Source organism: Mesorhizobium sp. USDA 4775 (genome assembly GCF_054062655.1).
Genome location: NZ_JBSSFM010000001.1, coordinates 4,644,042 through 4,667,481 on the forward strand (window position 1 = coordinate 4,644,042; position 23,440 = coordinate 4,667,481).

23 protein-coding genes and 1 tRNA gene are annotated in these 23,440 nt (G+C 62.8%); 10 read left to right on the forward strand and 14 right to left on the reverse strand.

Annotation, left to right across the window (positions count from 1 at the left end; translation table 11 throughout):
* The first annotated feature begins 15 nt into the window (after window positions 1-15).
* On the forward strand, window positions 16-1,200 hold the full coding sequence (locus ACVILI_RS22720) for a malate--CoA ligase subunit beta (RefSeq protein ID WP_038647464.1): 1,185 nt from the start codon (window positions 16-18) through the stop codon (window positions 1,198-1,200).
* Window positions 1,201-1,214: 14 nt separating this feature from the next.
* Entirely contained in the window at window positions 1,215-2,114 is a 900-nt protein-coding gene (gene sucD / locus ACVILI_RS22725; protein ID WP_019858772.1) for a succinate--CoA ligase subunit alpha, read from the forward strand.
* 29 nt (window positions 2,115-2,143) lie between these two features.
* On the opposite strand, the gene ACVILI_RS22730 is transcribed toward sucD, so the two are convergent.
* The 4 genes from ACVILI_RS22730 to ACVILI_RS22745 all read right to left on the reverse strand — a co-directional run bounded on the left by ACVILI_RS22730 (window position 2,144) and on the right by ACVILI_RS22745 (window position 4,667).
* Window positions 2,144-2,404, reverse strand: a complete 261-nt coding sequence (locus tag ACVILI_RS22730) for a glycine cleavage T C-terminal barrel domain-containing protein (RefSeq protein WP_441935795.1) — start codon at window positions 2,402-2,404, stop codon at window positions 2,144-2,146.
* Window positions 2,325-2,819 carry a DUF302 domain-containing protein gene (locus tag ACVILI_RS22735; RefSeq protein ID WP_038647466.1) on the reverse strand — a complete coding sequence of 165 codons (495 nt, stop codon included), beginning with the start codon at window positions 2,817-2,819 and terminating at the stop codon, window positions 2,325-2,327. The genes ACVILI_RS22730 and ACVILI_RS22735 overlap by 80 nt, the downstream gene beginning before the upstream one ends.
* A 68-nt stretch (window positions 2,820-2,887) precedes the next feature.
* Window positions 2,888-3,748 carry an alpha/beta fold hydrolase gene (locus ACVILI_RS22740; RefSeq protein ID WP_038647468.1) on the reverse strand — a complete coding sequence of 287 codons (861 nt, stop codon included), beginning with the start codon at window positions 3,746-3,748 and terminating at the stop codon, window positions 2,888-2,890.
* Between the two features lie 148 nt (window positions 3,749-3,896).
* The gene (locus tag ACVILI_RS22745) at window positions 3,897-4,667 is read right to left on the reverse strand and encodes an alpha/beta fold hydrolase (protein WP_019858777.1); all 771 of its coding nucleotides are present in this window, start codon (window positions 4,665-4,667) and stop codon (window positions 3,897-3,899) included.
* 212 nt (window positions 4,668-4,879) lie between these two features.
* Here ACVILI_RS22745 and ACVILI_RS22750 point away from each other — a divergent pair, with 212 nt between their 5' ends.
* From ACVILI_RS22750 to ACVILI_RS22775, 6 genes are all read left to right on the forward strand, one after another.
* On the forward strand, window positions 4,880-5,842 hold the full coding sequence (locus ACVILI_RS22750) for an AraC family transcriptional regulator (protein WP_038647470.1): 963 nt from the start codon (window positions 4,880-4,882) through the stop codon (window positions 5,840-5,842).
* A 154-nt stretch (window positions 5,843-5,996) separates the two neighbouring features.
* Window positions 5,997-6,257, forward strand: a complete 261-nt coding sequence (locus tag ACVILI_RS22755) for a hypothetical protein (RefSeq protein WP_457102619.1) — start codon at window positions 5,997-5,999, stop codon at window positions 6,255-6,257.
* A gap of 140 nt (window positions 6,258-6,397) precedes the next feature.
* Complete coding sequence (locus ACVILI_RS22760) at window positions 6,398-8,026, forward strand: IS1634 family transposase (protein ID WP_038655116.1); 1,629 nt, start codon at window positions 6,398-6,400, stop codon at window positions 8,024-8,026.
* Between the two features lie 57 nt (window positions 8,027-8,083).
* Window positions 8,084-8,755 (forward strand): MipA/OmpV family protein, encoded by a 672-nt coding sequence (locus ACVILI_RS22765; protein ID WP_457102620.1) that lies wholly within the window; start codon window positions 8,084-8,086, stop codon window positions 8,753-8,755.
* A gap of 17 nt (window positions 8,756-8,772) precedes the next feature.
* Window positions 8,773-9,540 (forward strand): response regulator, encoded by a 768-nt coding sequence (locus ACVILI_RS22770; protein WP_019858780.1) that lies wholly within the window; start codon window positions 8,773-8,775, stop codon window positions 9,538-9,540.
* Window positions 9,537-10,862 (forward strand): sensor histidine kinase, encoded by a 1,326-nt coding sequence (locus ACVILI_RS22775; RefSeq protein WP_038647474.1) that lies wholly within the window; start codon window positions 9,537-9,539, stop codon window positions 10,860-10,862. Before ACVILI_RS22770 ends, ACVILI_RS22775 begins: the two co-directional genes overlap by 4 nt.
* Before the next feature lie 86 nt (window positions 10,863-10,948).
* On the opposite strand, the gene ACVILI_RS22780 is transcribed toward ACVILI_RS22775, so the two are convergent.
* Window positions 10,949-11,033 (reverse strand) — tRNA-Leu (locus ACVILI_RS22780).
* Window positions 11,034-11,268: 235 nt separating this feature from the next.
* On the opposite strand from ACVILI_RS22780, the gene lipB reads away from it, so the two are divergent.
* Complete coding sequence (gene lipB, locus ACVILI_RS22785; protein WP_038647476.1) at window positions 11,269-12,012, forward strand: lipoyl(octanoyl) transferase LipB; 744 nt, start codon at window positions 11,269-11,271, stop codon at window positions 12,010-12,012.
* Between the two features lie 11 nt (window positions 12,013-12,023).
* Here the strand turns inward: lipB and ACVILI_RS22790 are convergent, their stop codons facing one another.
* The 6 genes from ACVILI_RS22790 to mce form a co-directional block, all read right to left on the reverse strand.
* Window positions 12,024-13,274, reverse strand: coding sequence for a site-2 protease family protein (locus ACVILI_RS22790; RefSeq protein ID WP_240564638.1), 1,251 nt, complete (start codon window positions 13,272-13,274; stop codon window positions 12,024-12,026).
* A gap of 463 nt (window positions 13,275-13,737) precedes the next feature.
* Window positions 13,738-14,466: an ABC transporter ATP-binding protein gene (locus ACVILI_RS22795; protein ID WP_196232823.1), complete on the reverse strand. Its 729-nt coding sequence runs from the start codon at window positions 14,464-14,466 to the stop codon at window positions 13,738-13,740.
* Window positions 14,418-15,704, reverse strand: coding sequence for a lipoprotein-releasing ABC transporter permease subunit (locus ACVILI_RS22800; RefSeq protein ID WP_019858920.1), 1,287 nt, complete (start codon window positions 15,702-15,704; stop codon window positions 14,418-14,420). The genes ACVILI_RS22795 and ACVILI_RS22800 overlap by 49 nt, the downstream gene beginning before the upstream one ends.
* On the reverse strand, window positions 15,701-17,029 hold the full coding sequence (proS, locus tag ACVILI_RS22805) for a proline--tRNA ligase (RefSeq protein ID WP_038647480.1): 1,329 nt from the start codon (window positions 17,027-17,029) through the stop codon (window positions 15,701-15,703). Before proS ends, ACVILI_RS22800 begins: the two co-directional genes overlap by 4 nt.
* A gap of 654 nt (window positions 17,030-17,683) precedes the next feature.
* Window positions 17,684-17,968 (reverse strand): DUF1467 family protein, encoded by a 285-nt coding sequence (locus ACVILI_RS22810; protein ID WP_010910093.1) that lies wholly within the window; start codon window positions 17,966-17,968, stop codon window positions 17,684-17,686.
* Window positions 17,965-18,369 carry a methylmalonyl-CoA epimerase gene (gene mce, locus ACVILI_RS22815; RefSeq protein ID WP_019858923.1) on the reverse strand — a complete coding sequence of 135 codons (405 nt, stop codon included), beginning with the start codon at window positions 18,367-18,369 and terminating at the stop codon, window positions 17,965-17,967. Before mce ends, ACVILI_RS22810 begins: the two co-directional genes overlap by 4 nt.
* Window positions 18,370-18,597: 228 nt before the next feature.
* Between mce and ACVILI_RS22820 the strand changes: the two genes are divergently transcribed.
* A complete protein-coding gene (locus ACVILI_RS22820) occupies window positions 18,598-19,392 on the forward strand; it encodes an MBL fold metallo-hydrolase (protein ID WP_457102621.1) in 795 nt (264 codons plus the stop codon).
* 21 nt (window positions 19,393-19,413) lie between these two features.
* Here the strand turns inward: ACVILI_RS22820 and ACVILI_RS22825 are convergent, their stop codons facing one another.
* From ACVILI_RS22825 to nuoN, 3 genes are all read right to left on the reverse strand, one after another.
* Window positions 19,414-21,084, reverse strand: coding sequence for a ribonuclease J (locus tag ACVILI_RS22825; protein ID WP_240564637.1), 1,671 nt, complete (start codon window positions 21,082-21,084; stop codon window positions 19,414-19,416).
* Between the two features lie 93 nt (window positions 21,085-21,177).
* Window positions 21,178-21,999: a biotin--[acetyl-CoA-carboxylase] ligase gene (locus tag ACVILI_RS22830; protein WP_240564654.1), complete on the reverse strand. Its 822-nt coding sequence runs from the start codon at window positions 21,997-21,999 to the stop codon at window positions 21,178-21,180.
* A 4-nt stretch (window positions 22,000-22,003) separates the two neighbouring features.
* Window positions 22,004-23,440, reverse strand: a complete 1,437-nt coding sequence (gene nuoN / locus ACVILI_RS22835) for an NADH-quinone oxidoreductase subunit NuoN (protein ID WP_038647488.1) — start codon at window positions 23,438-23,440, stop codon at window positions 22,004-22,006.

Sequence of the window (23,440 nt, forward strand, 5' to 3'; positions counted from 1 at the left end):
TTCAGGGAGGACAAAATGGACATCCACGAATACCAGGCCAAGGAACTGCTCGCCCGGCACGGCGTGCATGTGCCGCGCGGCGGGCTGGCCTACAGCCCCGAACAGGCGACCTACAGGGCGCGCGAGATCGGCGGCGGCAAATGGGTCTTGAAGGCGCAGATTCATTCCGGCGCGCGCGGCAAGGCCGGCGGCATAAAATTGTGCGCCAATGACGAGGAGATCTCGAGCGCCGCCGAAGCCATGCTCGGGCGCAAGCTGGTGACCCATCAGACCGGACCGCGTGGCAAGCTGATCTCCCGGCTCTATCTCGAGGAAGCCGTCGACATCGCCCAGGAGCTCTATGTCGGCTTCGTGCTCGACCGCAAGGAAGAGCGCGTCATGATCGTGGCCTCGGCAGCCGGCGGCATGGAGATCGAGGATATTGTCGAGAAAGAACCCAATTCCATCCTGCGCACATCGGTCGACCCCGGCGTCGGCATGCAGCGCTTTCAGGCACGCGAGATCGCCTTCGGGCTCGGCCTCGATCACAATCTGATCGGCAAGGCGACCGAAACCATCTTCAGCTGCTACCAGGTGTTCCGCGACTACGACGCCTCGATGCTGGAGATCAATCCGCTGGTGGTGACGCGCGACGGCAATCTGATCGCGCTCGACGCCAAGATGTCGTTCGACGAGAACGCGCTGTTCCGGCGGCCTGAAATCTCCGAACTGCGCGACAAGAGCCAGGAAGACCCGCGCGAAACTTTCGCCAGCGACCGCGGCCTCTCCTATGTCGGCCTCGACGGCAATATCGGCTGCATCATCAATGGCGCGGGCCTGGCCATGGCGACGATGGACATGATCAAGATCGCCGGCGGCGAGCCGGCCAACTTCCTCGACATTGGCGGCGGCGCCTCGCCCGAGCGGGTGGCGAAATCCTTCCGCGCCGTGCTCGGCGACAAGAATGTCGAGACCATCCTGGTCAACATCTTCGCCGGCATCAACCGCTGCGACTGGGTCGCCGAGGGCGTTATCAAGGCGATCCGCGAGGTCGGCGTCACCGTGCCGCTGGTGGTGCGGCTCTCCGGCACCAAAGCCGAGGAAGGCCGCCGCATCCTGGCCGATTCCGGTGAGGCGGTGATCGTCGCCGACACGCTGGCAGAAGCCGCCGAAAAAGCCGTCGCCGCCTGGCGCGCGGCCGCCAAGAAAAAAGCAGCCTGAGGGAGGTCGAGAAAATGGCAATCCTGCTCAACCGCAGCACCCGCGTCATCGTCCAGGGTTTCACCGGCAAGATCGGCAGCTTCCATGCCGAGGACATGAAACGCTACGGCACCAAGCTGGTCGGCGGCGTCACCCCCGGCAAGGGCGGCCAGACGCATCTCGGCCTGCCCGTCTTTAACACGGTCAAGGGCGCCGTGCGCGAGACCCGCGCGGAGGCAAGCATCGTCTTCGTGCCGCCGCCCTTCGCCGCCGATTCGATCATGGAAGCCGCGGACGCCGGCATCAAACTCTGCGTCTGCATCACCGACGGCATCCCCTCGCAGGACATGATGCAGGTCAAGCGCTATATGCGCCGCTACCGCTTCGAGGACCGCATGCGGCTGATCGGCCCGAACTGCGCCGGCATGATCACGCCGGGACAGGCGCTGATGGGCATCATGCCCGGCAACATCTACCTGCCCGGCCGCGTCGGCATTGTCGGCCGCTCCGGCACGCTCGGCTACGAGGCAGCCTCGCAGATGAAGGCGCTCGGCATCGGCGTGTCGACCAGCGTCGGCATCGGCGGCGACCCGATCAACGGCTCCTCCTTCAAGGACATGCTGAAACTGTTCGAGCAGGACGACGAGACCGACGCCGTGGTGATGATCGGCGAGATCGGCGGACCGCAGGAGGCGGAAGCCGCGATCTGGGCGCGTGACAACATGCGCAAGCCGCTGATCGCCTACATTGCCGGCCTCTCCGCCCCGAAAGGCCGCCGCATGGGCCACGCCGGCGCCATCATCTCGGCCTTCGGCGAGTCGGCGCAGGAGAAGGTCGAGATCCTGAAGGAGGCAGGCGTGATCATCGTTCCGACGCCGTCGTCGTTTGGCGAGGTGGTTGCGGATACACTGGCGCGGATGAAGAAGGCGGCGTGATTTCCGCGCCTCTCCACGCTGGGGGGCTCTCACATAAGCCCGCGCGAGCCTCCCGGAGAGTCGGCGATCACCCTTGCCAGGCACCGCCCGCCGAGAATTGAAACCTCCAGCGCCGTGCCGGGCGTGCCAAGCCCCAGCGGCAGCAGCGCCAACGCCATGTCATGGCCAAACGCGTGGGAGTAATCTGCCGCCGGAAGCGTCACCATGAGCTTAGTTTGCGCATTCGCGTAGCAAGGTTGTGATTTTCGCATCAAGATCGCGAGCGACGGCAAGAGCCTCCAAACTACCATAAGGGAGCAGACAACTCTCCATTTTGTCGTAGGAGACGTGCACGCCATCGGGACGTTCATCAACAAGGATTGTGACTGGAGCGTAAGATCCAGCATCGGGAACGTGCTTGACCATTTCTTTCATGATGAGTGGATTGCCCACCAGGAACCGCATGCTCTTGGGAGTCTCGGTTCCAGTTTCGCGGCGCAGAATGGCGCCCAAGTCGAATTCCGCGAAAAGCATGAGACCTGTGCGGCCCAGGCCGCTTTGCACAACGCGCTCCAAATCCGAGAAGGAATTTGCAGCCCCCGTCGCCTTGAAAAATTCGACAATGTCAGGTTGCCCGACCGCTGACTTGAGCGCGGCCACAACGGCGTCGAATGGTTTGGAACACGTCAGGCTGAAACGCTCAACCTCGACCTTTGCGATTGTCATTTCTTTCTCCGTAACAGCTCTCAAGAATAAAGGTGCGACCGATCGCGCCGGGATTATGCAGCGGCCGATTACGCTTCCAGGAAGGTCCGGACGTGGCTGACGAACAATTCGTGGTGCTGAAACAGGGCGCCGTGGCCGGAATCGGGATAGAGGACCAGCTGGGCGTTGCTTAGAGCCTTGAACATTGCATAGGCGTTGTCCGCCGGCAGCATGGTGTCGTGGCTGCCGCTGACCACAAGGGCGGGCTGGCGGATGGCGCGCAGAATGGCGTGCTCGGGATCAGGTGTGGCGCACCAGGTAATAAGCGCCTTGGCCTGCGGATCCGTCACCGCGCCGCCGTTGTCGGTGTCCCGATCCTCCTTACGCGCCTTCGCCCGCTTCAGGAAAGCCAGGCCGGCCGACTGGCTGGCGGACGACTTCGTGAAGAATAGTGGCAGGCGGACGTCCGGCGCGTCGGTTTGGGAAAACGCGTCCTGGAGAACCGTCAACAGATGCTCTTCTCCGCCTCTCGGAGCCGTGCCGACGAGGATGAGCTTGCGCACCAGCCGTCCGTGCTCGGCAGCGATCTGCTGGGCGACACAGCCGCCGAGGGAAAAGCCAAGAAGGTCGACTTCGGAGAGGCCGAGCAGTTTGATAAAAGCGACCGCGTCTTGGGCCATCGCCGCGATATTGTCGGGCGTTTGGCCTGTCGAGCGGCCGACCCCGGCGTTATCGAAAGCGATCACCGGTCGATCGGTGGCCAGGACATTCACGACGGCGGGGTCCCACGCGTCGATGTTGCCCGAGAAATGCTGCAGGAGGACAAGCGCAGTTCCGGTCGATGGGCCGAGGCGGCGATAGGCGAAGCGGATTCCGCCGCCTTCGATGTAACGGGTGGGCGCTGTTTCTAGCGTTGCGGCGTCCTGGCTCGAGGTGTCGAACTCAGTCATGTCATCCTCCGGATGCTTGGCACAGATAATCGAGTGGGAGTAGCTGGTGCGGTTTTGGCTAGGTTTGAGCCGCTCGCGGACCAAGGCATTCCGTAGTCCGCCGAGCACGCATGGTGCTCCCGGCACGAAGGCGCCGGGAGCACAATCGTCACTTCACGAGCGCGGCCTTTTCAATCACCGCGGCGACTTCCTTCGCGTGGACGACCAGGGATGCATGGCTGCCGGCGACATCCGTCGTCTGGGCCTTCATCCTTTCGGCGAACAGCTTCTGGACCTCGGGTGCGATGACCTTGTCCTTCGTGCTGATCACATAGAATGTCGGCTTGTCGTGCCAGGCCGCCTTATCGACGGGAGCCTCGAACGCCGTGTGGTTCAACGGGAGCTGATGGTTTGCCAAGGATTCGGCGATCTCCGCGGGAAGGTCAGCCGCGACTGCAGAGGGAAACACTTTGGGATCGATGTAGAGGTTGCCCTTTTCGTCGGGATGAATCGCCGCGGCGCCTTCGGTTGCCGGACCGCTCTTGGATAAGCCCGCCAGAGATTCTCCCACGTCGGGCGCGAATGCGGAGACGTAGACGAGCGCCGAGACGTTGGGATCGTCACCTGCCTGCGTGATGACCACACCGCCCCAGGAGTGGCCAACGAGGACGGTCTTGCCGTTCTGTTTCGCAAGCGCCTGTTTGGTGGCATCGACGTCCGCCGCGAGGGAGGTGAGCGGGTTTTCGACGAGCGTTACATTGTAGCCCTTCTTCGTGAGGATATCGGCGACCGGCTTCCAACTCGTCTGGTCGACGAAAGCGCCATGGACGAGCACGATATTGTGGGCCGCCCCCTTGGGCAGTTGAGCTGATTGGGCGGGGGCGGCGACTGTTGCTCCGGCCATGAGGACGGTAGCGACTGAGAGTAGAAGATTTCGCATTGGTTGCTCCTGTTGAGATAACGGACGACGCGGGTCCGAGGAAAGGCAGGCGTGCCGGCAACAGTCGCGGTTCTCCCATCTGCCGCTCGGGTGATGGTTGCGGCGCGACCTGTTGGCTCGACTTGCGATCAACTAATACGTGGAGCACTTGGACGTTAGGCCTCAATCGTCCGAATATTGTGTCCGACCATCCGTCGTATTAACATCGGAAGATGGACATCCTCGCTGAAGTGCTCGACCGCGTTCGCCTTGGCGGAACCTTGCTGTTCCACTTCGAGCTCGGCCATCCCTGGAATCTGGCACTGCCAGCGCGCCCATACGCCCTGTTCCATTATCTCAGCCGTGGCTCGGCTACCCTCGCGCTCGAAAATGGACGAGAACTTCAAATGACCGAGGGCGACTTTGTTGTCGTCACGCGCGGCGAGCCCCATGTGATCTACTCGGATCGTCGGACAGAGCCGTTACCGATTCTCGACATCGATCGACTGGCTGGGCGTCTTGGCCTCATTCGTCACGGAGGCGGCGAGCAGCCGCTCGCGACGATGATCTGTGGCAATTTCACCGTGGCGCGGCCCTCGCGCGGCAGCGTGTTGGAATTGCTTCCGCCCCTGCTTCTCCTGAAGCCGACGGAAGACGGCGGATGGCTCGATGCGATTCTGCAACGCATGGTGAGCGAGGCGGCGCACGCACGTCCGGGCCAAGGCGTTGCACTCTCACGACTGACAGAAGTGCTCTTCGTCGAGGTGCTGCGAAGCTGGATCAAGTCGCTCGACCCCGGGGAAGGCGGTTGGCTGGGGGCGATGGCGGACCCGCACATCGGACCGGCACTTCAGTTGATCCACGAACGACCGGATCGACCCTGGACGCTTGGCGAGCTCGGGCAAAGCGTGGGACTTGGTCGTTCGGCGTTTTCGGCTCGCTTCACCAAGCTCGTCGGCGAGTCCATGTACCGCTATCTGATCTCACGCCGGATGTCGGAGGCCGCATTTCTGCTCGAAACGAGCGACGAGGGGATTGCACGGATTGCGGCCCGTGTCGGCTATGAGACCGCGGCCGCGTTTTCGAAGCTATTCCATCGACATCACGGCCTTTCGCCTGGCCGTTATCGAGCAGCTCGCCGCTCTGACGGTGGCAGGAGGCAAGAGGACGTTCTGGAAGCAGAAGTCGTCGATTGACCTCCCGCGCTTGTGGTGGCGCGCTTCTACACGAGCCAAGATCAGGCCAAGATTGCGCAACAAAACTTAACATCACTTCACCCATGCAGCCATTTTCACCTGAAATAGTCCGGAGCATCGGGGGCTCTTACTGCCTCCCTGCTCTGGAGCATGCATGTTCAAATTGGTTTCTGGGACCTTCGCCGGCCGGGCCTCTCTCGCGGCGATGGCAATCGTGTTTTCAACGCATTCTGAGATCGTGCAGGCGGCGGACGCCATTGCAGTTGACACCGATGCCGACGATACCGGGGATGTGACCCCGCCGCCCGATCCTTCGCGTTTCGGGCGCTTCGAACAGCAACTGGCCGGCTGGCATGTCGTCCTGGGCGGCGGCGCCATCATCGTTCCCAAACCCAACTTGAACAGTTGGACGTGAACGGATAGCGAACACTGTCCGTTAAGCCATTGAATTCATTTGCCTTGAATTTCGGGCGCGAAAATGTGTGGTAACAACATTTGTGCTGTTTGCTCTGTTTTGTCTGGATTTGACGGCATTTATTTACTAACAACGCTGGCATGTTTGTCGTTGAGAGAGTCGCGCGCGGCCATCGCTATCTCTACCTCGTGGAAAGTGTCCGCGACGGCAAAACCGTTCGCCAGCGCACGATAAAGGCACTGGGCCGCAAGGATGCGCTGGTTGCCAGCGGCGAACTTGACAGATTGGCGGCCTCGATTGCGCGCCATGGCGAACGCAGCCTCATCCTGTCCGACATTGACGCGGGGCGGATTGCCTCTCGCCGCATTGGCGGTCCGCTGTTGTTCGGGCGGCTGTGGCAGCGGCTCGGGATTGGCGATGTGCTGGAAGAGGTGCTGGAAGGGCGCCAGTTCGGCTTTGCGGTGGAACGGGCGGTGTTCATTGGCACGTTGCATCGGCTGTTCGTGTCGGGCTCGGACCGCGACTGCGCGAACTGGATGGCCGATTATGGTATCGAGGGCGCCGAGGGTCTGGCGCTCCATCACTTTTACCGGGCCATGGCGTGGCTGGGCGAGGAACGCGGCGAAAAGGCGCAAGGCGCGCTGGTGGCGCGCTGCGTGAAAGACGTGATCGAGGAAAAGCTCTTCGCGCGCCGGCAGGACCTGTTCACCGACCTCAGCCTTGTGTTCATGGACACAACCTCGTTATCCTTCTACGGCGCGGGCGGCGAGACGCTGGGCAAGCGCGGGCATTCCAAGGACTTCCGCCCCGATCTGGCGCAAATGATCCTGGCGCTGGTCGTTGATGGCGAGGGCCGGCCGATCTGCACCGAGATGGTGCCTGGCAACACCGCTGACGTGACCGTCCTGTTGCCGGTGGTCGATCGGCTGCGAACGCGCTTCGGCGTCACACGCGCCTGCGTTGTCGCCGATCGCGGCATGATCAGCGCCGATACCATCGCCGCGCTCGAAAAGCTGGGCATGGAATACATTCTGGGGGCCCGCGAACGCTCGAGCAGCGTGATCCACAACGTCGTGCTCAATGACACGGCGCCGATGGTTCCGCTCGTTCTCGAGCGCCAGCGCGGTGAAACTCAGTTGTGGGTCAAAGAGGTCAAGTTCGGTAAAGACCGCTACATCGTCAGCCGCAATGACGCCGAGGCCGAGAAGGACAAGGCCGACCGCCAGGCGATCATCGCCGGCCTCGAGGCACAGCTCAAGAAGGGCGACAAGGCACTGGTCGGCAACTCGGCCTACCGGCGTTACCTCAAGGCCGGCGGCAAGAACTTCAAGATCGATGTCGGCAAGCTTGCCGAGGAAGCCCGCTACGACGGTATCACCGTGGTGCGGACCAACGCGAAGGTGACCCCGCTCCAGGCCGTGCTGCGGTATCGCGATTTGCTCGAGGTCGAGAGCCTGTTCCGCGCCGCCAAGGCAACCTTCAATACCCGGCCGATCTTCCACCAATCCGATGCCGCCATCCGCGGGCATGTGTTCTGCTCGTTCCTGGCGCTCGTGCTCAGCAAGGAACTGCGCCGCCTCTGCCGGGCCAAAGGCCTGACGCCCGAATGGCAGCCGCTCCTACGCGATCTCGATCGCCTCCAGGAAGCCACCATCGAAAAGGATGGTCGCATCGTCACAACCAGAACTCACGTCACCGGCCAAGTGGGCAACGTCTTCAAGGCAGCTGGCATCGCTCTGCCACACAACCTCGACGAACAACTCGCCTGAGATCCCCCCAAAATGTAGTGGTAACACGCGCCGGCGCGCGCCTAACATGCTGACTTAATGACATATTCTCACAGGCGGTGTTTAAGTCGGGCCAAATATGAGGGCAGCAACGAGTTCAAGGTCATGCCGGTCCCTTTCGTATCGGCGACATTTCTCGACACGGTGAGGGTAGATCCGACGGGCGCCAACATCGCCGTCTATGAACACGGGCCGTTCGAACTCAGTGCGCGGCTTGGCTATGACATGGGCCGCAAGGAGGACGATGCCGATCGTCTGCGCGGCCTGGGGGATGTCGACATGGGCGCGGTCGTCGGGGCCAAGGCGGCGGTGAAGTTCGGCCCGGCGAAAATCTACGCGCAATTGGACAAGACCATCGGCGGCAGCGACGGCATGCAGGGCACGCTTGGCATCGAGGTGACCCAGCCTCTGTCCCAGTCATGGATGGTCGGCGCCGGCGCATCGGTCGTCTTCGCTGACGAAAAATACATGCAGGCCTATTTCGGCGTCACGCCGGAGCAATCGGCTCGCTCGGGATTGACCCAGTATGATGCCCGCGCCGGGTTGAAGCGCGCCGATTTTTCGATTTCCGCCACATATACGCTCAATCACAACTGGATGGTGCGTGGCAAGGCGGGGGTGGGCATTCTCATGGGGGACGCTGCCGACAGCCCTGTTGTCGTCGACAAGGTCCAGCCCTCGGGGATGCTTCTCGTCGGATATCGGTTTTGATGCCCACACATAATGCAATGCAGGCCGCGGTAAGCTCCAGCCGGATCGATCTGAACGCCGAGTTCAAATCGCCGAGGCAAGGCCCGCAGATCCTCATTGTCGAAGACGACATCGAGATCGCCCGCATGCTGGGCGAGACGCTGACGGAAAACGGCATGATCGTCGAAATCGCCGGCAACGGCGTCCGCATGAACGCCGCGCTTCGCAACCAGAAATTCGATCTCATCGTGCTCGATATCATGCTGCCTGGCGAGAACGGCCTCAGCATATGCCGCCGGCTTCGCGCGCAAACGAACGTTCCGATCCTGATGCTGACGGCGCTTGGCGAGGAAATCGACCGCATCTTCGGACTGGAGATCGGCGCCGACGATTACGTGACCAAACCGTTCAGCGCGCGCGAACTGACCGCAAGGATAAGGGCGTTGCTGCGCCGCACGGCTTACGCTCCCGACGAACGGGACCGCACAAGGGTGCTTCGCTTCAACGGCTGGCGCCTCGATCCCGTTCGCCGGCAATTGCATGATCCCAGCAATGCGCGGGTTGCGACCACGACGCATGAATTCGATCTTTTGCTGGCGTTCTGCCGCAATGCAGGCCGGGTTCTGTCGCGCGAGGAGCTTCTCAGCGTCACCCATGCCGGGCTTGCCGGCCCGATCGAGCGAAGCGTCGATGTCCATGTCAGCCGGATTCGCCAGAAGATCGAAAAGGATGCGCGCGATCCCGTTCTCCTCAAGACTGTCCGGCTGGGTGGCTACATCTTCACCGCCACGGTGGAGGAAGCGTGAGGCGCTTGGTCCGCCGCTTCCTGCCCCAGTCGGTGCGTGGGCAGTTCGCGGCAATTATTTTCATGGCGGTGATCGCGATCATGTCCGTCGGATCGGTCGTCGAGGGTTTGATAGCGAATGTCGACCTTCCCGTGGTGGAAGACAGCGCCAGGCGGGCTGGCGTTGTCGCTGCCTTGTTGCGCGAAACGCCAACCGAAGCCCGCGGCGCTGTTCTGGCTGCGGCGACACGCGCCGGCTTTGATTTCAAGATCCTGCCCAGGGAGCAGATCAGCACTATTCCAGATTCCTATCTGCAATGGCGAAGCACCGGATGGCTTCTTCAGATCGAGAGCGGCTCGATCCCTGGGCGCTGGATAAGGATCGGCCGCCAATATGCGTTTGTCATCGACCTGGACCAGCAGAGCGTCCTGGCGCATTTCGGCATGCCCGATTCCTGGCTGACATCAGGCTTCGTCCGTGTCTCGTTCTACAGGTTCATGGCTTTCGTCGCCCTGCCTGTGTTGATCTGGCTATTTGCGGTCTGGGCCGTGACGGAGCCATTGAAGCGCATCTCGAACGCAGTGGGGGAAGCCGAGATCGAGAATGGCAACGAACTTTTCGCCGAACGCGGCTCCATCGAAATGGTCGGCCTGGCGCGCGCGCTGAACAGGATGAGAACGCGTATCCGCACCATGATCGAGAACCGCACCCGCATGCTGCGCAGCGTCAGTCATGATCTGCGCACGCCGTTGACGCGGCTGCGCCTTCGCGCCGAGCGCATGGATGACGGCCCCGTTCGAGCCGCCATATTGTCCGACGTCCGGCACATCGAGGATCTGATCGACGAGACCCTGACCTATCTGCGCAACGACGTCTCGACCGAAAAGCTGCAGCGGGCCGACATTGCCAGCGTGCTGCAGACCGTCTGTGCCGAATTCTCCGATGTCGGGTTTTCGGTTTCCTATTGCGGACCGGACAGGCTTCTGGGCTGGTGCAAACCCAATGCGCTGGCGCGCGCCATCACCAATTTATGCGACAACGGGGTCAAATTTGCCGGCAACGTCACCGTCGCCTTGACGCAGACCGACTCGGCGGCGCGTATCGCGGTGGGCGACGATGGGCCGGGAATTTCGATGACGGCGCGCTCGCGCGTTTTCGAACCCTTCTTCAAGGAGGATATGTCGCGCGGCGTTGCGTCGAAACACGGTTTCGGTCTCGGCCTCTCGATCGTGGCAGATATCATCCAGGGTCACGGCGGCAAGATCGAGTTGCACGACAACCAGCCAAGCGGCCTTGTCGTGACCGTCGATCTGCCGAATGGACCCGAGGTCCGGCCCTTATAGAGCGGCCGGCACCGTGCTCAGGGTCTGATGATCGCCAGATTGCCGGAGGTTATTGCAAGGCGTCCGAAGGCTTGCTTCAGGAAATTTGGTGCGGTCGAGAAGACTCGAACTTCCACGGGTTGCCCCACAGCGACCTCAACGCTGCGCGTCTACCAATTCCGCCACGACCGCACGTGGTAGGAGCCGGAACCGACCGGCTCGCGGCGTGTAGCAAATCGTTTCCGGCGAAACAAGTGCGCGATGCGCAATAATCTCAACCGATTGGCATATCGGTCCACAGGATCGGAATGAGCATGCGGAACTGGACGTTTGCGTCCGATATCGCCATATGGGAGGCGGATGCATGTTGCCCGAAAGCGCGAGGCGGTTTTGGGATCGCGGCATGCATGAACAAAAACGAAGAACCATGACAGAACGCAGCCAGATCGCCACGTCGTTCCTGCCGCTCCCCGGTTCGGCACCGGTGGAGTGGCGCATCGAGCCCGGCCTTACCGCCTACCCCGAGGCACTGGCCTTCATGGAAGCGCGGGCCGAGGCGATCCGCAGCGGGGCCGCCGGCGAAATGGTCTGGCTGGTCGAGCATCCCCCGCTCTACACTGCCGGCACCAGCGCCCGCATCGAGGACCTGATCGAGCCTGATCGCTTTCCCGTCTTTGCCGCCGGACGTGGCGGCGAATACACCTATCATGGGCCGGGCCAGCGGGTCGCCTATGTCATGCTCGACCTGAAACGGCGGCGCGAGGATGTGCGCGCTTTCGTCGCCGCGCTCGAACAATGGATCATCGGCACGCTCGCCGCCTTCAACGTGCGCGGCGAACGCCGCGAGGACCGGGTAGGCGTGTGGGTGGTGCGGCCTGATCGCCCTGCCCTGCCGGACGGCTCGCCGGCGGAGGATAAGATCGCCGCGATCGGTATCCGGCTGCGGCGCTGGGTGAGCTTTCACGGCATCGCCATCAATGTCGAACCGGAGCTTGAGCATTTCGGCGGCATCGTTCCCTGCGGCGTCCAGGACCATGGCGTCACCAGCCTCGTCGACCTCGGCCTGCCCGTCGGCATGGCCGATCTGGATCTGGCGCTGAAATCAGCCTTCGAGGATGTTTTTGGTCCCGTGGCGGCCTTGTCGGCCGAGGCTGCCCGCAAGACGGGTTGATCCTTTCCAGCTCAAAGCAATTGCGCCGACGCCCACAGAACGCCGCAGCCATGGATGACGAACACCGCCAGCAGTGCGCCGGCGATGGCGAAGCGGTCGACGGTACGGATAGGCTTCAGCTCGTAACGCGGCTTCACCCCGCTGCCCATCGTCAGCAGGCTTAGGATTGAAAAGACCGCTCCCGTCGCCAGCAGAAAGCCGGAGGAAAAGCCGGCCCGCCAGCCCACCGCCAAAAATGCCGAGAGCAGGAAGAACGAGGCCAGCGCCAGCGCGACCGGCCCCGGGCAGATCTGGCGCAGCACCTGGCCGCCATCGAACTTCCACACCGGCACCAGATTGGCGATGTTGAACAGGGCCGCACAGCCTGCCAGCGCCGCCAGCAGCGTGGCCGCGCCCTTATGCCCCTCGCTGCCGGCCAGCGCACTGGCGGCGATGACGATCGGCACCAGGAAGGCAGAAAAACCCGCCCCCATCAGCGCCACGAAGGCCACTTCGAAACGGCTGTTGTAGGGCCGGCCGCCAATGGCGATGCCGCCGAGCAGCGGGATGAAGATCATCCGCGCCTTGCGGTGGTCCATCAGCCGGAATGCCGCCATGTGGCCAAGCTCGTGCAGGGCAACGACCGACGTCAGGATGGCGGCCAGCGCCAGCCCCCCGAGGTGAAGGCCGAAGAACGGCCACAAGATCAATGCCGACAGCACGGCAAAGCCGACCTGGCTCAGCGGATGCTCGAACCAACCGCCCTTGCGGTACTGCCCGGTCATCGCCCAACGCTGCAGCTTGGACAGTTCGCGGCGCATGGCGAAATAACGGAACACCAGAAAGGCAACACCGCGGTAACGATCCGTCCGGCCGAGCGTTACCCGCGTGCCGCTGCCTTCGGAGACGAGCTCGGCGGTTTCGCGATAGTCTTTCCAGAACGAGGCATCGAGCGCCGTATCCTCAAGCACGCGCATCGAGAAGCGGCTGCCCTCGACGACATCGTCAAACCGCGCCCTGCGCTCGATCGGCTTGCCGTCGCGGCCTTCCCACGACAGCATGATGCGGGACACACCCTCCCCGTCCAGCGGCTCGGCCGACAGGATCTCGCCGGACCAGCCGGCATCGCTGCCAAGCGGCCATAGCGCCTGCCAGAGTCGCTGGCGGTCCATCGCAATCACGCGGCTGACCCTGACCGTGCGCGAACCAAGCGGCACGGTCATCAAGAGAAAGATCAGCCCGAGATTGCTGGCCACCAGAATGGCAGTGACGATGGGCGACACCTGAATGTTGCTCCCTGCCTGAGAGGCGCACCCTAGCGCCGCGGCGGCAAGAAAGGCTTAACGGGGAAGCGGACTTCATCCGCCAGGAACGACGGCGGCGAGAGCCGCCAGATCACATGGCGCCGATCCAGATCGCCATGGAAATGAGGAAAGTGCTCATGCAAACCAGTGAGATGACATCCTGAACCAGATCGGTCATAACTCTCTCCTGTTGTTGATATGTTCGCAATTTGTTCTAATTTTGTTTCAATGTCAACGCGCAGAATCCGGTCCCGGCAAGAATCTCCGGGCGATCAGATCGGCAGGGTTAAGGAAAGGTTGATGGCGAGACGCCTATCAACAGGTCACGATAGTGAATGGCGACAGGCCCTCGGCGAGGTCTAGAAAGCCATATGAAGATTCGGCCAAACCCATCTTCGCGGATGTGTCGATATTCGGTCAATTCGCCTGATATCGGCACAGCCTAAAGCGGCACGACCTTGCCGTCGGCGAGCGTGACGCGCCGGTCCATGCGCGATGCCAGCTCGTGATTGTGGGTGGCGATCAGCGCCGCCAGGCCCGATTGCTTGACCAGCGCGCCCAGCGCCTCGAAGACATAGGAGGCGGTGACCGGGTCGAGATTACCGGTCGGCTCGTCGGCCAGCAGCACCAGCGGAGCATTGGCGACGGCGCGGGCAATGGCGACGCGCTGCTGCTCGCCGCCGGAGAGTTCGGACGGCCGGTGCGAGGCGCGCTTGCCGATCTGCATATAGTCGAGCAGTTGCGCGGCGCGCTCGGCCGCTTCCTTGCGCGGCAGGCCCTTGATCAGCTGCGGCATCATGATGTTTTCCAGCGCGGAAAACTCCGGCAGCAGATGGTGGAACTGGTAGACGAAGCCGACATCGTTGCGGCGGATTGACGTGCGTTCGTCGTCGGAGAGCCGCCCGCAGGCCCGGCCGGCCAGGATCACGTCGCCTGCGTCGGGGCGTTCCAGCAGGCCGGCCGTATGCAGCAGCGTCGACTTGCCGGTGCCGGATGGCGCCACCAGCGCCACCATCTCGCCGCGCTTCAGCGAGAAATCGGCGCCGTTCAAAATGGTGAGCTTGCGCGGCCCCTGGACATAGTGCCGCTCGACGCTCTTCAGCTCGATAATGACCTCGGCCACTACTCGTACCTCAAGGCTTCGACCGGATCGAGGCGGGCGGCCCGCCATGCCGGAAACACCGTTGCCAGGAAGGACAGCCCAAGCGCCATGATGATGACATAGGTCGTCTCGCGCGGATCCATCTTCGCCGGCAGCTGGCTGAGGAAATAGAGCTCCGGGTTGAACAGCACCTTGCCGGTCATCCAGGAGAAGAACTGGCGGATCGATTCGATGTTGGTGCAGATGACGACGCCGAGCAGCACGCCGGCGAGCGTACCGGTGACGCCGATCGCCGCCCCCGTCATCAGGAAGATGCGCAGGATGGCGCCGCGCGAGGCGCCCATGGTGCGCAGGATGGCGATGTCGTGCCCCTTGTCCTTCACCAGCATGATCAGTCCCGAAATGATGTTGAGCGCCGCCACCAGCACGATCAGCGTCAGGATCATGAACATGACGTTGCGCTCGACCTGCAGGGCGGAAAAGAAGGTCTCGTTGCGCTGGCGCCAGTCGACCATGTCGATCGGCCGCTGCGCCGCCTCTTCCACCTTCGGTTTCAGCGCGTCGACATTGTCGGGATTGTCGACATAGATCTCGATCGTCTGCGCACGGCCATCCATGTTGAAATAGAGCTGCGCTTCGGAGAACGGCATGTAGACGATGGACGTGTCATATTCCGACATGCCGACTTCGAAGATCGCCGCGATCTTGTAGCCTTTCATGCGCGGCGTCGTGCCGATCGGCGTTACGTCGCCATCGGGCGAGATGAGCGTGATGGTGTCGCCCAGCGTCAGGCCGAGATTCTCGGCCATGCGCTTGCCGATGGCGACGCCCTCGCCCGAATCGAAACCGGCGAGCGAACCCTGCTTGATGTTGTTGGCGACGATGGCGATCTTGCCGAGATCTTCGCCCCTGATACCGCGCACCAGTGCGCCCGTGCCGCCGCCGACATTGCCTTGCGCCAGCACCTGGCCGTCGATCAGCGGAATGGCGTATTTGACGCCGGGCACGCCGTTGATGCGGCCGGCAACCTGGGCGTAGTCCTCAAGCGGCGAGTCGAGCGGCTGCACGATCAGATGGCCGTTGACGCCAAGGATGCGCGTCAAAAGCTCGGCGCGGAACCCGTTCATCACAGCCATGACGACGATCAGCGTCGCCACCCCCAGCATGATGCCGAGGAAGGAGATCGAGGCGATGACCGAGATCACCGTCTCCTTGCGCCGCGAGCGCAAATAGCGCCAGGCAACCGTGCGCTCAAAGAAGGAGAACGGGCCGGCGCCCGCTGATCTTGCCGCCGCCGCCTCGCTCATGCGGCGACACCGAAGCGTTTTTTCGCATCAGCGATCGGCAGCGTTTCGCGCTCGCCGGTCCTGCGATTCTTGATCTCGACCTCGCCGGCGGCCACGCCGCGCGGTCCGACGATCACTTGCCAGGGTAGACCGATCAGGTCGGCGGTGGCGAACTTGCCGCCCGGCCGCTGGTCGGTGTCGTCATAGAGCACGTCCTTGCCGGCGGCGGTGAAGGCGGCATTCAGCTCTTCGCTGACACGGTCGCAATCGGCGTCGCCCACCTTCATGTTGATCAGGCCGATGTCGAACGGCGCCACGGCGTCGGGCCAGATGATGCCGTTCTCGTCATGGCTGGCTTCGATGATCGCCGCGACCAGGCGCGACGGGCCGATGCCGTAGGAACCGCCGGAGGCGAAATGGTCCTTGCCGTCCGGTCCGGTCACCTTGGCGCCCATCGGCTTGGAATACTTCTCGCCGAAATGGAAGATGTGACCAACCTCGATGCCGCGCGCCGAAACCTTGTCGCTCTCGGGCACCCTTTCCCAAGCTGCTTCGTCATGCATCTCGTCGGTGGCGGCGTAGGGCGTCGTCCATGTCTTGACGATATCTGATATCTCGCCGTCATTGGCGAAGTCGGTTTCGGCGCCCGGCACGGCAAGCGAAAGATAGTCGCGATGGCAGAAAACCTGGCTTTCGCCGGTATCGGCCAGGATGATGAATTCGTGGCTGAGGTCGCCGCCGATCGGCCCGGTGTCGGCGCGCATCGGAATCGCCTGCAGGCCCATGCGCGTAAACGTCCTGAGGTAGGAGACGAACATCCTGTTGTAGGCAGCCCTCGCGCCATCGAAGTCGAGGTCGAAGGAATAGGCGTCCTTCATCAGGAACTCGCGCGAGCGCATGACGCCGAAGCGTGGCCGCACCTCGTCGCGGAACTTCCACTGGATGTGGTAGAGGTTGAGCGGCAAATCCTTGTAGGACTTCACATAGGCGCGGAAGATCTCTGTGACCATTTCCTCGTTGGTCGGGCCGTAGAGCATGTCGCGGTCCTGGCGATCCTTGATGCGCAGCATCTCCTTGCCATAGTCGTTGTAGCGGCCGCTTTCGCGCCACAGATCGGCCGACTGGATGGTCGGCATCAGGATTTCCAGCGCGCCGGCGCGGTTCTGCTCCTCGCGGATGATCTGGCAGACCTTGTCCAACACCCGCTTGCCAAGTGGCAACCAGGAAAAACTGCCCTGCCCCTGCTGGCGGATCATGCCGGCACGCAGCATCAGCCGATGCGAGACGATCTCGGCCTCGCGCGGATTTTCTTTGAGGATAGGCAGGAAATAGCGCGACAAACGCATGGACTGGTCCGTGAATGAGAACGGCCACGCCAGAATCGGCGCGACGCAGGCTTGCTTGCCCCGGCTTCATAGCCATTTCATGACGGAATGGAAACCCGGGCATGGCGGCACATTAGCGCGCCACGGCCCGGAATCCTCCGGTTTCCGGACCAGGACGTGCCGGCATCGGGCATGCCGAACCTCTTCGGTTTTGGCCGCCAATTCTTTGCGCGCGTCAATCCAGAACATGCCGCAAAGGCTCCGCCGAGCCTTGCTGGTCGTTTCCCAAGCAAAGCATGCCATACTATTGTGCAGCGCAGCACGAGAATGCCTGTTTCGAGGCAAAATTCTTCGTGACATTTTCATTCGGCTTAGGCTAGTGTGCCGCGATAACCGAGAGGGCGGAGAAAAATCTGCTCTCCTACGCGGTCAAAGTCTTGGGAGGATGCGATCTAGGCGCGGTTACTCGCTGCCGCCGGAAACCGGAAACAGATCGGACGCGTTTAATTGCAAGGCCTCGTGCCTTGCATTTTTTTTGTGCAATCATCTGGTTAGCGTGGCGTGCTGTCAGAACACATGACCTAACGTCAGCAAGCGGTCAGCCGTGAAGCATGGCAGCGTCTCGACCCTCATCCGCGGCGCATCGACGTCGTCGTCGCACTCTCGCCGGGCGATCTATTTCGCCGGGGTCTGGCCGAAATCCGGCACGATATGCGGGATGTCGTTGAGGCTGTAGCCCAGCCCGTGCGTCAGCCCATAGAAAATGCCCATGAGGATCGCCGTGGCGATGGTGGTGCGGATCACCGCGCGCAGCATGTGCGGCCCGCGCGGCGCGCTTGGAACCGTGCCCAGTGTCACGTCATGATCGTCGTCCTGCGTCCTGACGCTAAACGGCAGTACGGCGAACAGCACCACCCACCAGGTCGCGAAAAACAGGGCGGTGAACGAAACCCAGCTCATGATTGCTCCAGTTCGATCAGCGTGCCGAAGAAATCCTTCGGATGCAGGAACAGCACCGGCTTGCCATGCGCGCCGGTTTTCGGATTGCCGTCGCCCAAAACGCGCGCGCCTGCGGCCTTGAGCTGGTCCCGCGCGGCCAGGATGTCGTCGACCTCGTAGCAGAGATGATGCATGCCGCCTGACGGGTTCTTCGCCAGGAACGTGGCGATCGGCGAGCCCTCGCCCAGCGGTTCCAGCAATTCGATCTTGGTGTTGCCGACATTGACGAACACCACCGTGACGCCATGCTCCGGCAAAGCCTGCGGCTCCGTCACTTCGGCGCCAAGCGTGTTGCGGTAGGCGGCAACGGCGGCAGCCAGATCCGGCACCGCAAGCGCGACATGGTTCAGCCGTCCGAGCATGTGGGAGCTATCTCTCTTCTGTCCACTGGCTGGCGTCATACGTCAAATCGGCTGAGATCAACAGCCATTCACGAGGCGCGCACTGTCGCACTTTGGTGAACATTCGGCCGAATCACGATCGAGGCTATTCCGGCCCACAACCGCAAAGTACAAACGGCAATGTCTTACATCCGCCCTGCCCGCGCCCGCGTTTTCACCTTCGATCTCGGCTCATTCAAGATTGCCGCCTTGCTCGACGCTGTCGATATCAGAGACAATCTTGCAGCAGCCTTCGCGGCCGGACAGCCGCCAACCGCGGTGCAGCAACTCGCGGTCTCGAACTTCATCGACCGGGATCGATTCGAGCACTGCTTCATCCCGACGCTGATCGACACCGGATCCGAAAGGATCCTGTTCGACACCGGATGCGGCGATGAGGGCAGTTCACTCCTGGAGGGCTTGCAGGACCTTGGGCTTGATCCTGACGATATCGACGTGGTGGTCATCACCCACGGCCACCCGGACCACATCGGTGGGCTTGTCAGCAACGGTAGACCTGTTTTCAGCCAGGCACGCTATGTGTTCGGCGCGGCTGAATTCGCTTTCTGGACCGAGGCAACAGCGGTGCGCGCGGCCAGGTTGGCCAACCGTGATCTGTTCCGGCGGATTTGCACCGGGCTGGCCGACCGGGCAACGTTCATAGCGCCTGGAGATGAGGTGCTGCCGGGCATTACCGCCATCGACGCGTCAGGCCATTCCCCCGGCCTGCTGGCATTTCTCGTCGAAAGCGGCGGCCAGCGATTGCTGATCTGGTCGGATGCGTTCCTGCACTATGTCGTGTCCATCCAGCATCCGGAATGGCATGCGGATTTCGATGATGACAAGGAACGGGCGATCGAGACCCGCAAGCGTTTGCTGAAGATGGCGGCGGACCAGCGCCTGCTGGTCGCCGGCCATCACATGCCGTTTCCAGGCCTGGGCTACATCGAAGCGGTGAACGGCTCTTTTCGCTGGCTCCCGGTCAGCTATCAGCTGAACGTCTAGAGCCGCGAACCAGCGCTACCCTCATCTGGTGACGAACACCGTCACCAGCGGCTTCTTGCCCCAGGCTTCGTTGGCGGCGCCGCGCACCGCGCGCCGCACCGCTTCCTGTACCAGGTCGAGGTCCTTGCGCCGCTGGCGGGGAATCGAATCGACCGCACCAACGGCCGCATCGATCATCAAATCCTCCAGCGTCTCGCCGCTGGCGTCGGCCTCGGCGACCCCGATGGCGACCAGATCGGGATCGCCGGCGAGCTCGTATTTGTCGTCGAGCACGACATTGACCGCGACATGGCCGGCAAAGGACAGTTTGCGCCGGTCGCGAATGCCCATCGCCTGGTCGGTGCCGATCAGATTGCCGTCCTTGTAGATGCGACCGAACGGCACCTGGTCGATGATGGTGGCGGGGCCGGGAGCGAGCCGCAGCATGTCGCCGTCGCGCACCTGCGCCACCTGGCCGATGCCGGAGGTCGACATCAGCGAGCCCTGCGCCACAAGATGCGCCGCCTCGCCATGCACGGGAACGCCGATCTTTGGGCGCACCCACTCATACATCTTGCGCAACTCGCTGCGCCGGGGATGGCCGGAGACGTGCACCAGCGCGTCGCCGTCCTCGATGATCTTGATGCCGAGGTCGATCAGGCGGTTCTTGATCTCGAGGATCGCCTTCTCATTGCCGGGGATGGTGCGTGAGGAGAACACCACCGTGTCGCCCGCCGTCAGCGACACCGATTTCATCTCGTCGCGCGACAGTTTCGCAAGTGCTGCCAGCGGCTCGCCCTGGCTGCCGGTGCAGATGATGACCAGGTTTTCGCGCGGGATGAAGCCGAAATCCTCCTCGGCAATGAATTCCGGCAGGCCGTCCATATAGCCAAGCTCGTCGGCAACGTCAATAACGCGCTTCAACGAGCGGCCGAGCACGAGGCACTGGCGGCCGGCATCGCGCGCCGCCTTGGCGATGGAGACGATACGCCCGACATTGGAGGAGAAGGTTGTGACGGCGACACGGCCGACGGCACTCTGGATGACGCCCTTGAGCCCCTCGCCAACCGCCACTTCCGACGGCGATTCCCCTTCCCGCAGCGCATTGGTCGAATCGCAGATCAGCGCCAGCACGCCCTTGTCGCCATAGGCACGGAAGCGCGCCTCGTCGGTCTTCGGCCCGATCGTCGGTTCCGGATCGATCTTCCAGTCGCCGGTGTGGATGACCGTGCCGGCTGGCGTGGTGATGGCCAGCGACATCGGCTCGGGGATGGAGTGCGCCACCGGAATGGCTTCGATCTCGAACGGACCGACGGTGAATTTCTCCCCGGCCCGGTAGATCGTCAGCGGAATCTTCGGCGCCCCCTGCTCGCCCTGCCGCTTGGCTTCCAGCAGCCCGGCACTGAACGGCGTCATCCACACGGGGGCCTTCAGCCTCGGCCAGATGTCGAGCAGCGCGCCATAATGGTCCTCATGCGCGTGGGTGATGATGATGCCGCGCAGATTGGCGAGGTTCTCCTCGATGAAGCGCGTGTCGGGCAGGATCAGGTCGACGCCCGGATGCGCCGCGTCGGGAAAGGTGACGCCGACATCGATGACGATCCATTCGCGCACGCTCGGCGGGCCGTAGCCGTAGAGGGCGAAGTTCATGCCGATCTCGCCGACGCCGCCAAGCGGCACGAAGACGAGTTCGGCGTTTTCCGCTTTCGCCATGATTTTTCCCTTCCTGGCCCTCAGGCCAAGCCGTTAAAGCAATTCCAGGAAAAGTGTCTAACGGTTTTCCGTCCGGAATTGCGCAGAAACAAACTATACCCGAGCGGATGCCACTGCGCCGAAATGCACGTCGCCAGCCGCGATCGTCAGCACCGACCCCTCATCGTCGCGGATCACGAAACGGCAGTCCTCGTCAATGGTCTCGAACACCCCACGCACCACATTACCGTCAATTCTGACGGCTACCTCGCCGCCGAGCCCCGCCGCGCGCGCCAGCCAGCGCCGCCTGACGGCGGCAAGGCCGCGGCCTTCATCCCACAGCCGGGCGTTTTCGCTCCATGCATCCGACAGCGCCAGGAACAGCGTTTCGGCATCGCATGTCGCGCCGAGAGCTTGCAGCGATGTCGCGGGATAAGGCAAATCCCTGGGGTGCGCCACCACATTGACGCCGATGCCGACCGCCACCGCGAAACGGCCGCCCTCCAGTATCGCCGACTCCAGCAAGATGCCGGCGAGCTTCGCGCCCGAAGCAAGCACATCGTTCGGCCATTTCAGCTCGAAACGGTTTTGTCCCTGGCTTGCGCCATCGAGTCCTACGGCGATGCGGCCCTTCGGCACCGCGGCGTCGAGTGCATCGGCAAGCGAAAGGCCCGCGACGAAACCCAGCGTCGCGGCCAGCCGTAGTTCACCACCGGTGATGACGAGCAAGGTCGCCGCCAGGTTGCCATCGGGCGACACCCACGCGCGGCCGCGCCGGCCACGCCCGCTTTCCTGCTTCTTGGAAACAACCCACAGCCTGCCCGGGTCACCTGCCCGGGCGTGGTCCAGCGCCACCGTGTTGGTGGAGCCGACGCTGTCATGGGCCTCGAGCCGGAACCCTTCCGACGCCGAGGTTGGGGCCAGCCGAAATGCCATCCCGTCAGAAAAATGTCTTGGCGGCGGCTTCGGCATAGGTGCCGATCGGTCCGCCGATCAGCACATAGAACAGCACGAAGGCGCCACAGACGCCGAGCACGACACGCAATTCACTGGCCATCGGCACGAAGCCGCCGACCGGTTCGTCGAACCACATGATCTTGATGATGCGCAGATAGTAATAGGCGCCCACCACCGAGGCCAGCACGCCGATGATCGCCAGCGCGTAGAGGTTGGCGTTGATGGCGGCGAGGAAGACGTACCACTTCCCCCAGAAGCCGGCGAGCGGCGGAATGCCGGCCAGCGAGAACATCAGGATGGTGAGGATAGTGGCCATGATCGGGTTGGTCGATGACAGCCCGGCCAGGTCGCTGATCTGTTCGACATTGCCTTCCTTGCGCCGCATGGCGAGGATGAAGGCGAAGGTGCCGAGCGTCATCACCAGATAGATCAGCATGTAAATGGCAACGCCACGCACGCCGGCCTGGCTGTTGGCGGCAAGGCCGACCAGCGCGTAGCCCATGTGACCGATCGAGGAATAGGCCATCAGGCGCTTGATATTGGTCTGGCCGATCGCGGCAAAGGCGCCGAGCGCCATCGAGGCGATCGAGATGAAGACGATGATCTGCTGCCAATCGGCGGCGATCGGCTTAAACGCGCCCATGGTGACGCGCACGATCAGCGCCATCGCCGCCATCTTGGGGGCCGCCGCCAGGAACGCCGTCACCGGCGTCGGTGCGCCTTCATAGACGTCGGGCGTCCACATATGGAACGGCACCGCCGAGATCTTGAAGGCAAGGCCGGCAAGCACGAAGACCAGGCCGAAAACGAGACCGAGTTGGCGCGGGCCACTGCCGAGCGCCGAGGCGATTTCCTGGAAGCCGGTGTTGCCGGTGTAGCCATAGACCAGGCTGATGCCGTAGAGCAGCATGCCCGACGACAGCGCGCCGAGGACGAAGTATTTCAGGCCGGCCTCTGTCGAACGCAGATTGTCGCGGTTGATCGCCGCCAGTACGTAGATCGCCAACGACTGCAGCTCGAGGCCGAGATAGAGCCCCATCATGCCGTTGGCCGAGATCATCAGCATCATGCCGAGCGTGCATAGCAGGATCAGCACCGGATATTCGAACTTGTCGAAACGCTCCGCCTTGGCAAAGCGCATCGACATGACGAGCGTCACCGCCGAGCCGACCAGCGCCAGCACCTTCATGAAGCGGGAGAAGGGATCCTGGATGAATGCGTTGCCATAGGCGCTGCCCTGCCCCGTGGAAAAGACCAGCCAGACGCCGGCGACCACCAGCACGGCAACGGCAAGGCCGGTCACCGTATTGGCGGTGTTGGCGCGCGAATAGGCGCCGACCATCAGCAGCGCGAGCGCGCCGATGGCAAGGATCAGCTCGGGCGTCGAGAGCGACAGGCTGGAGAGAAGGTCCGGCGTCAT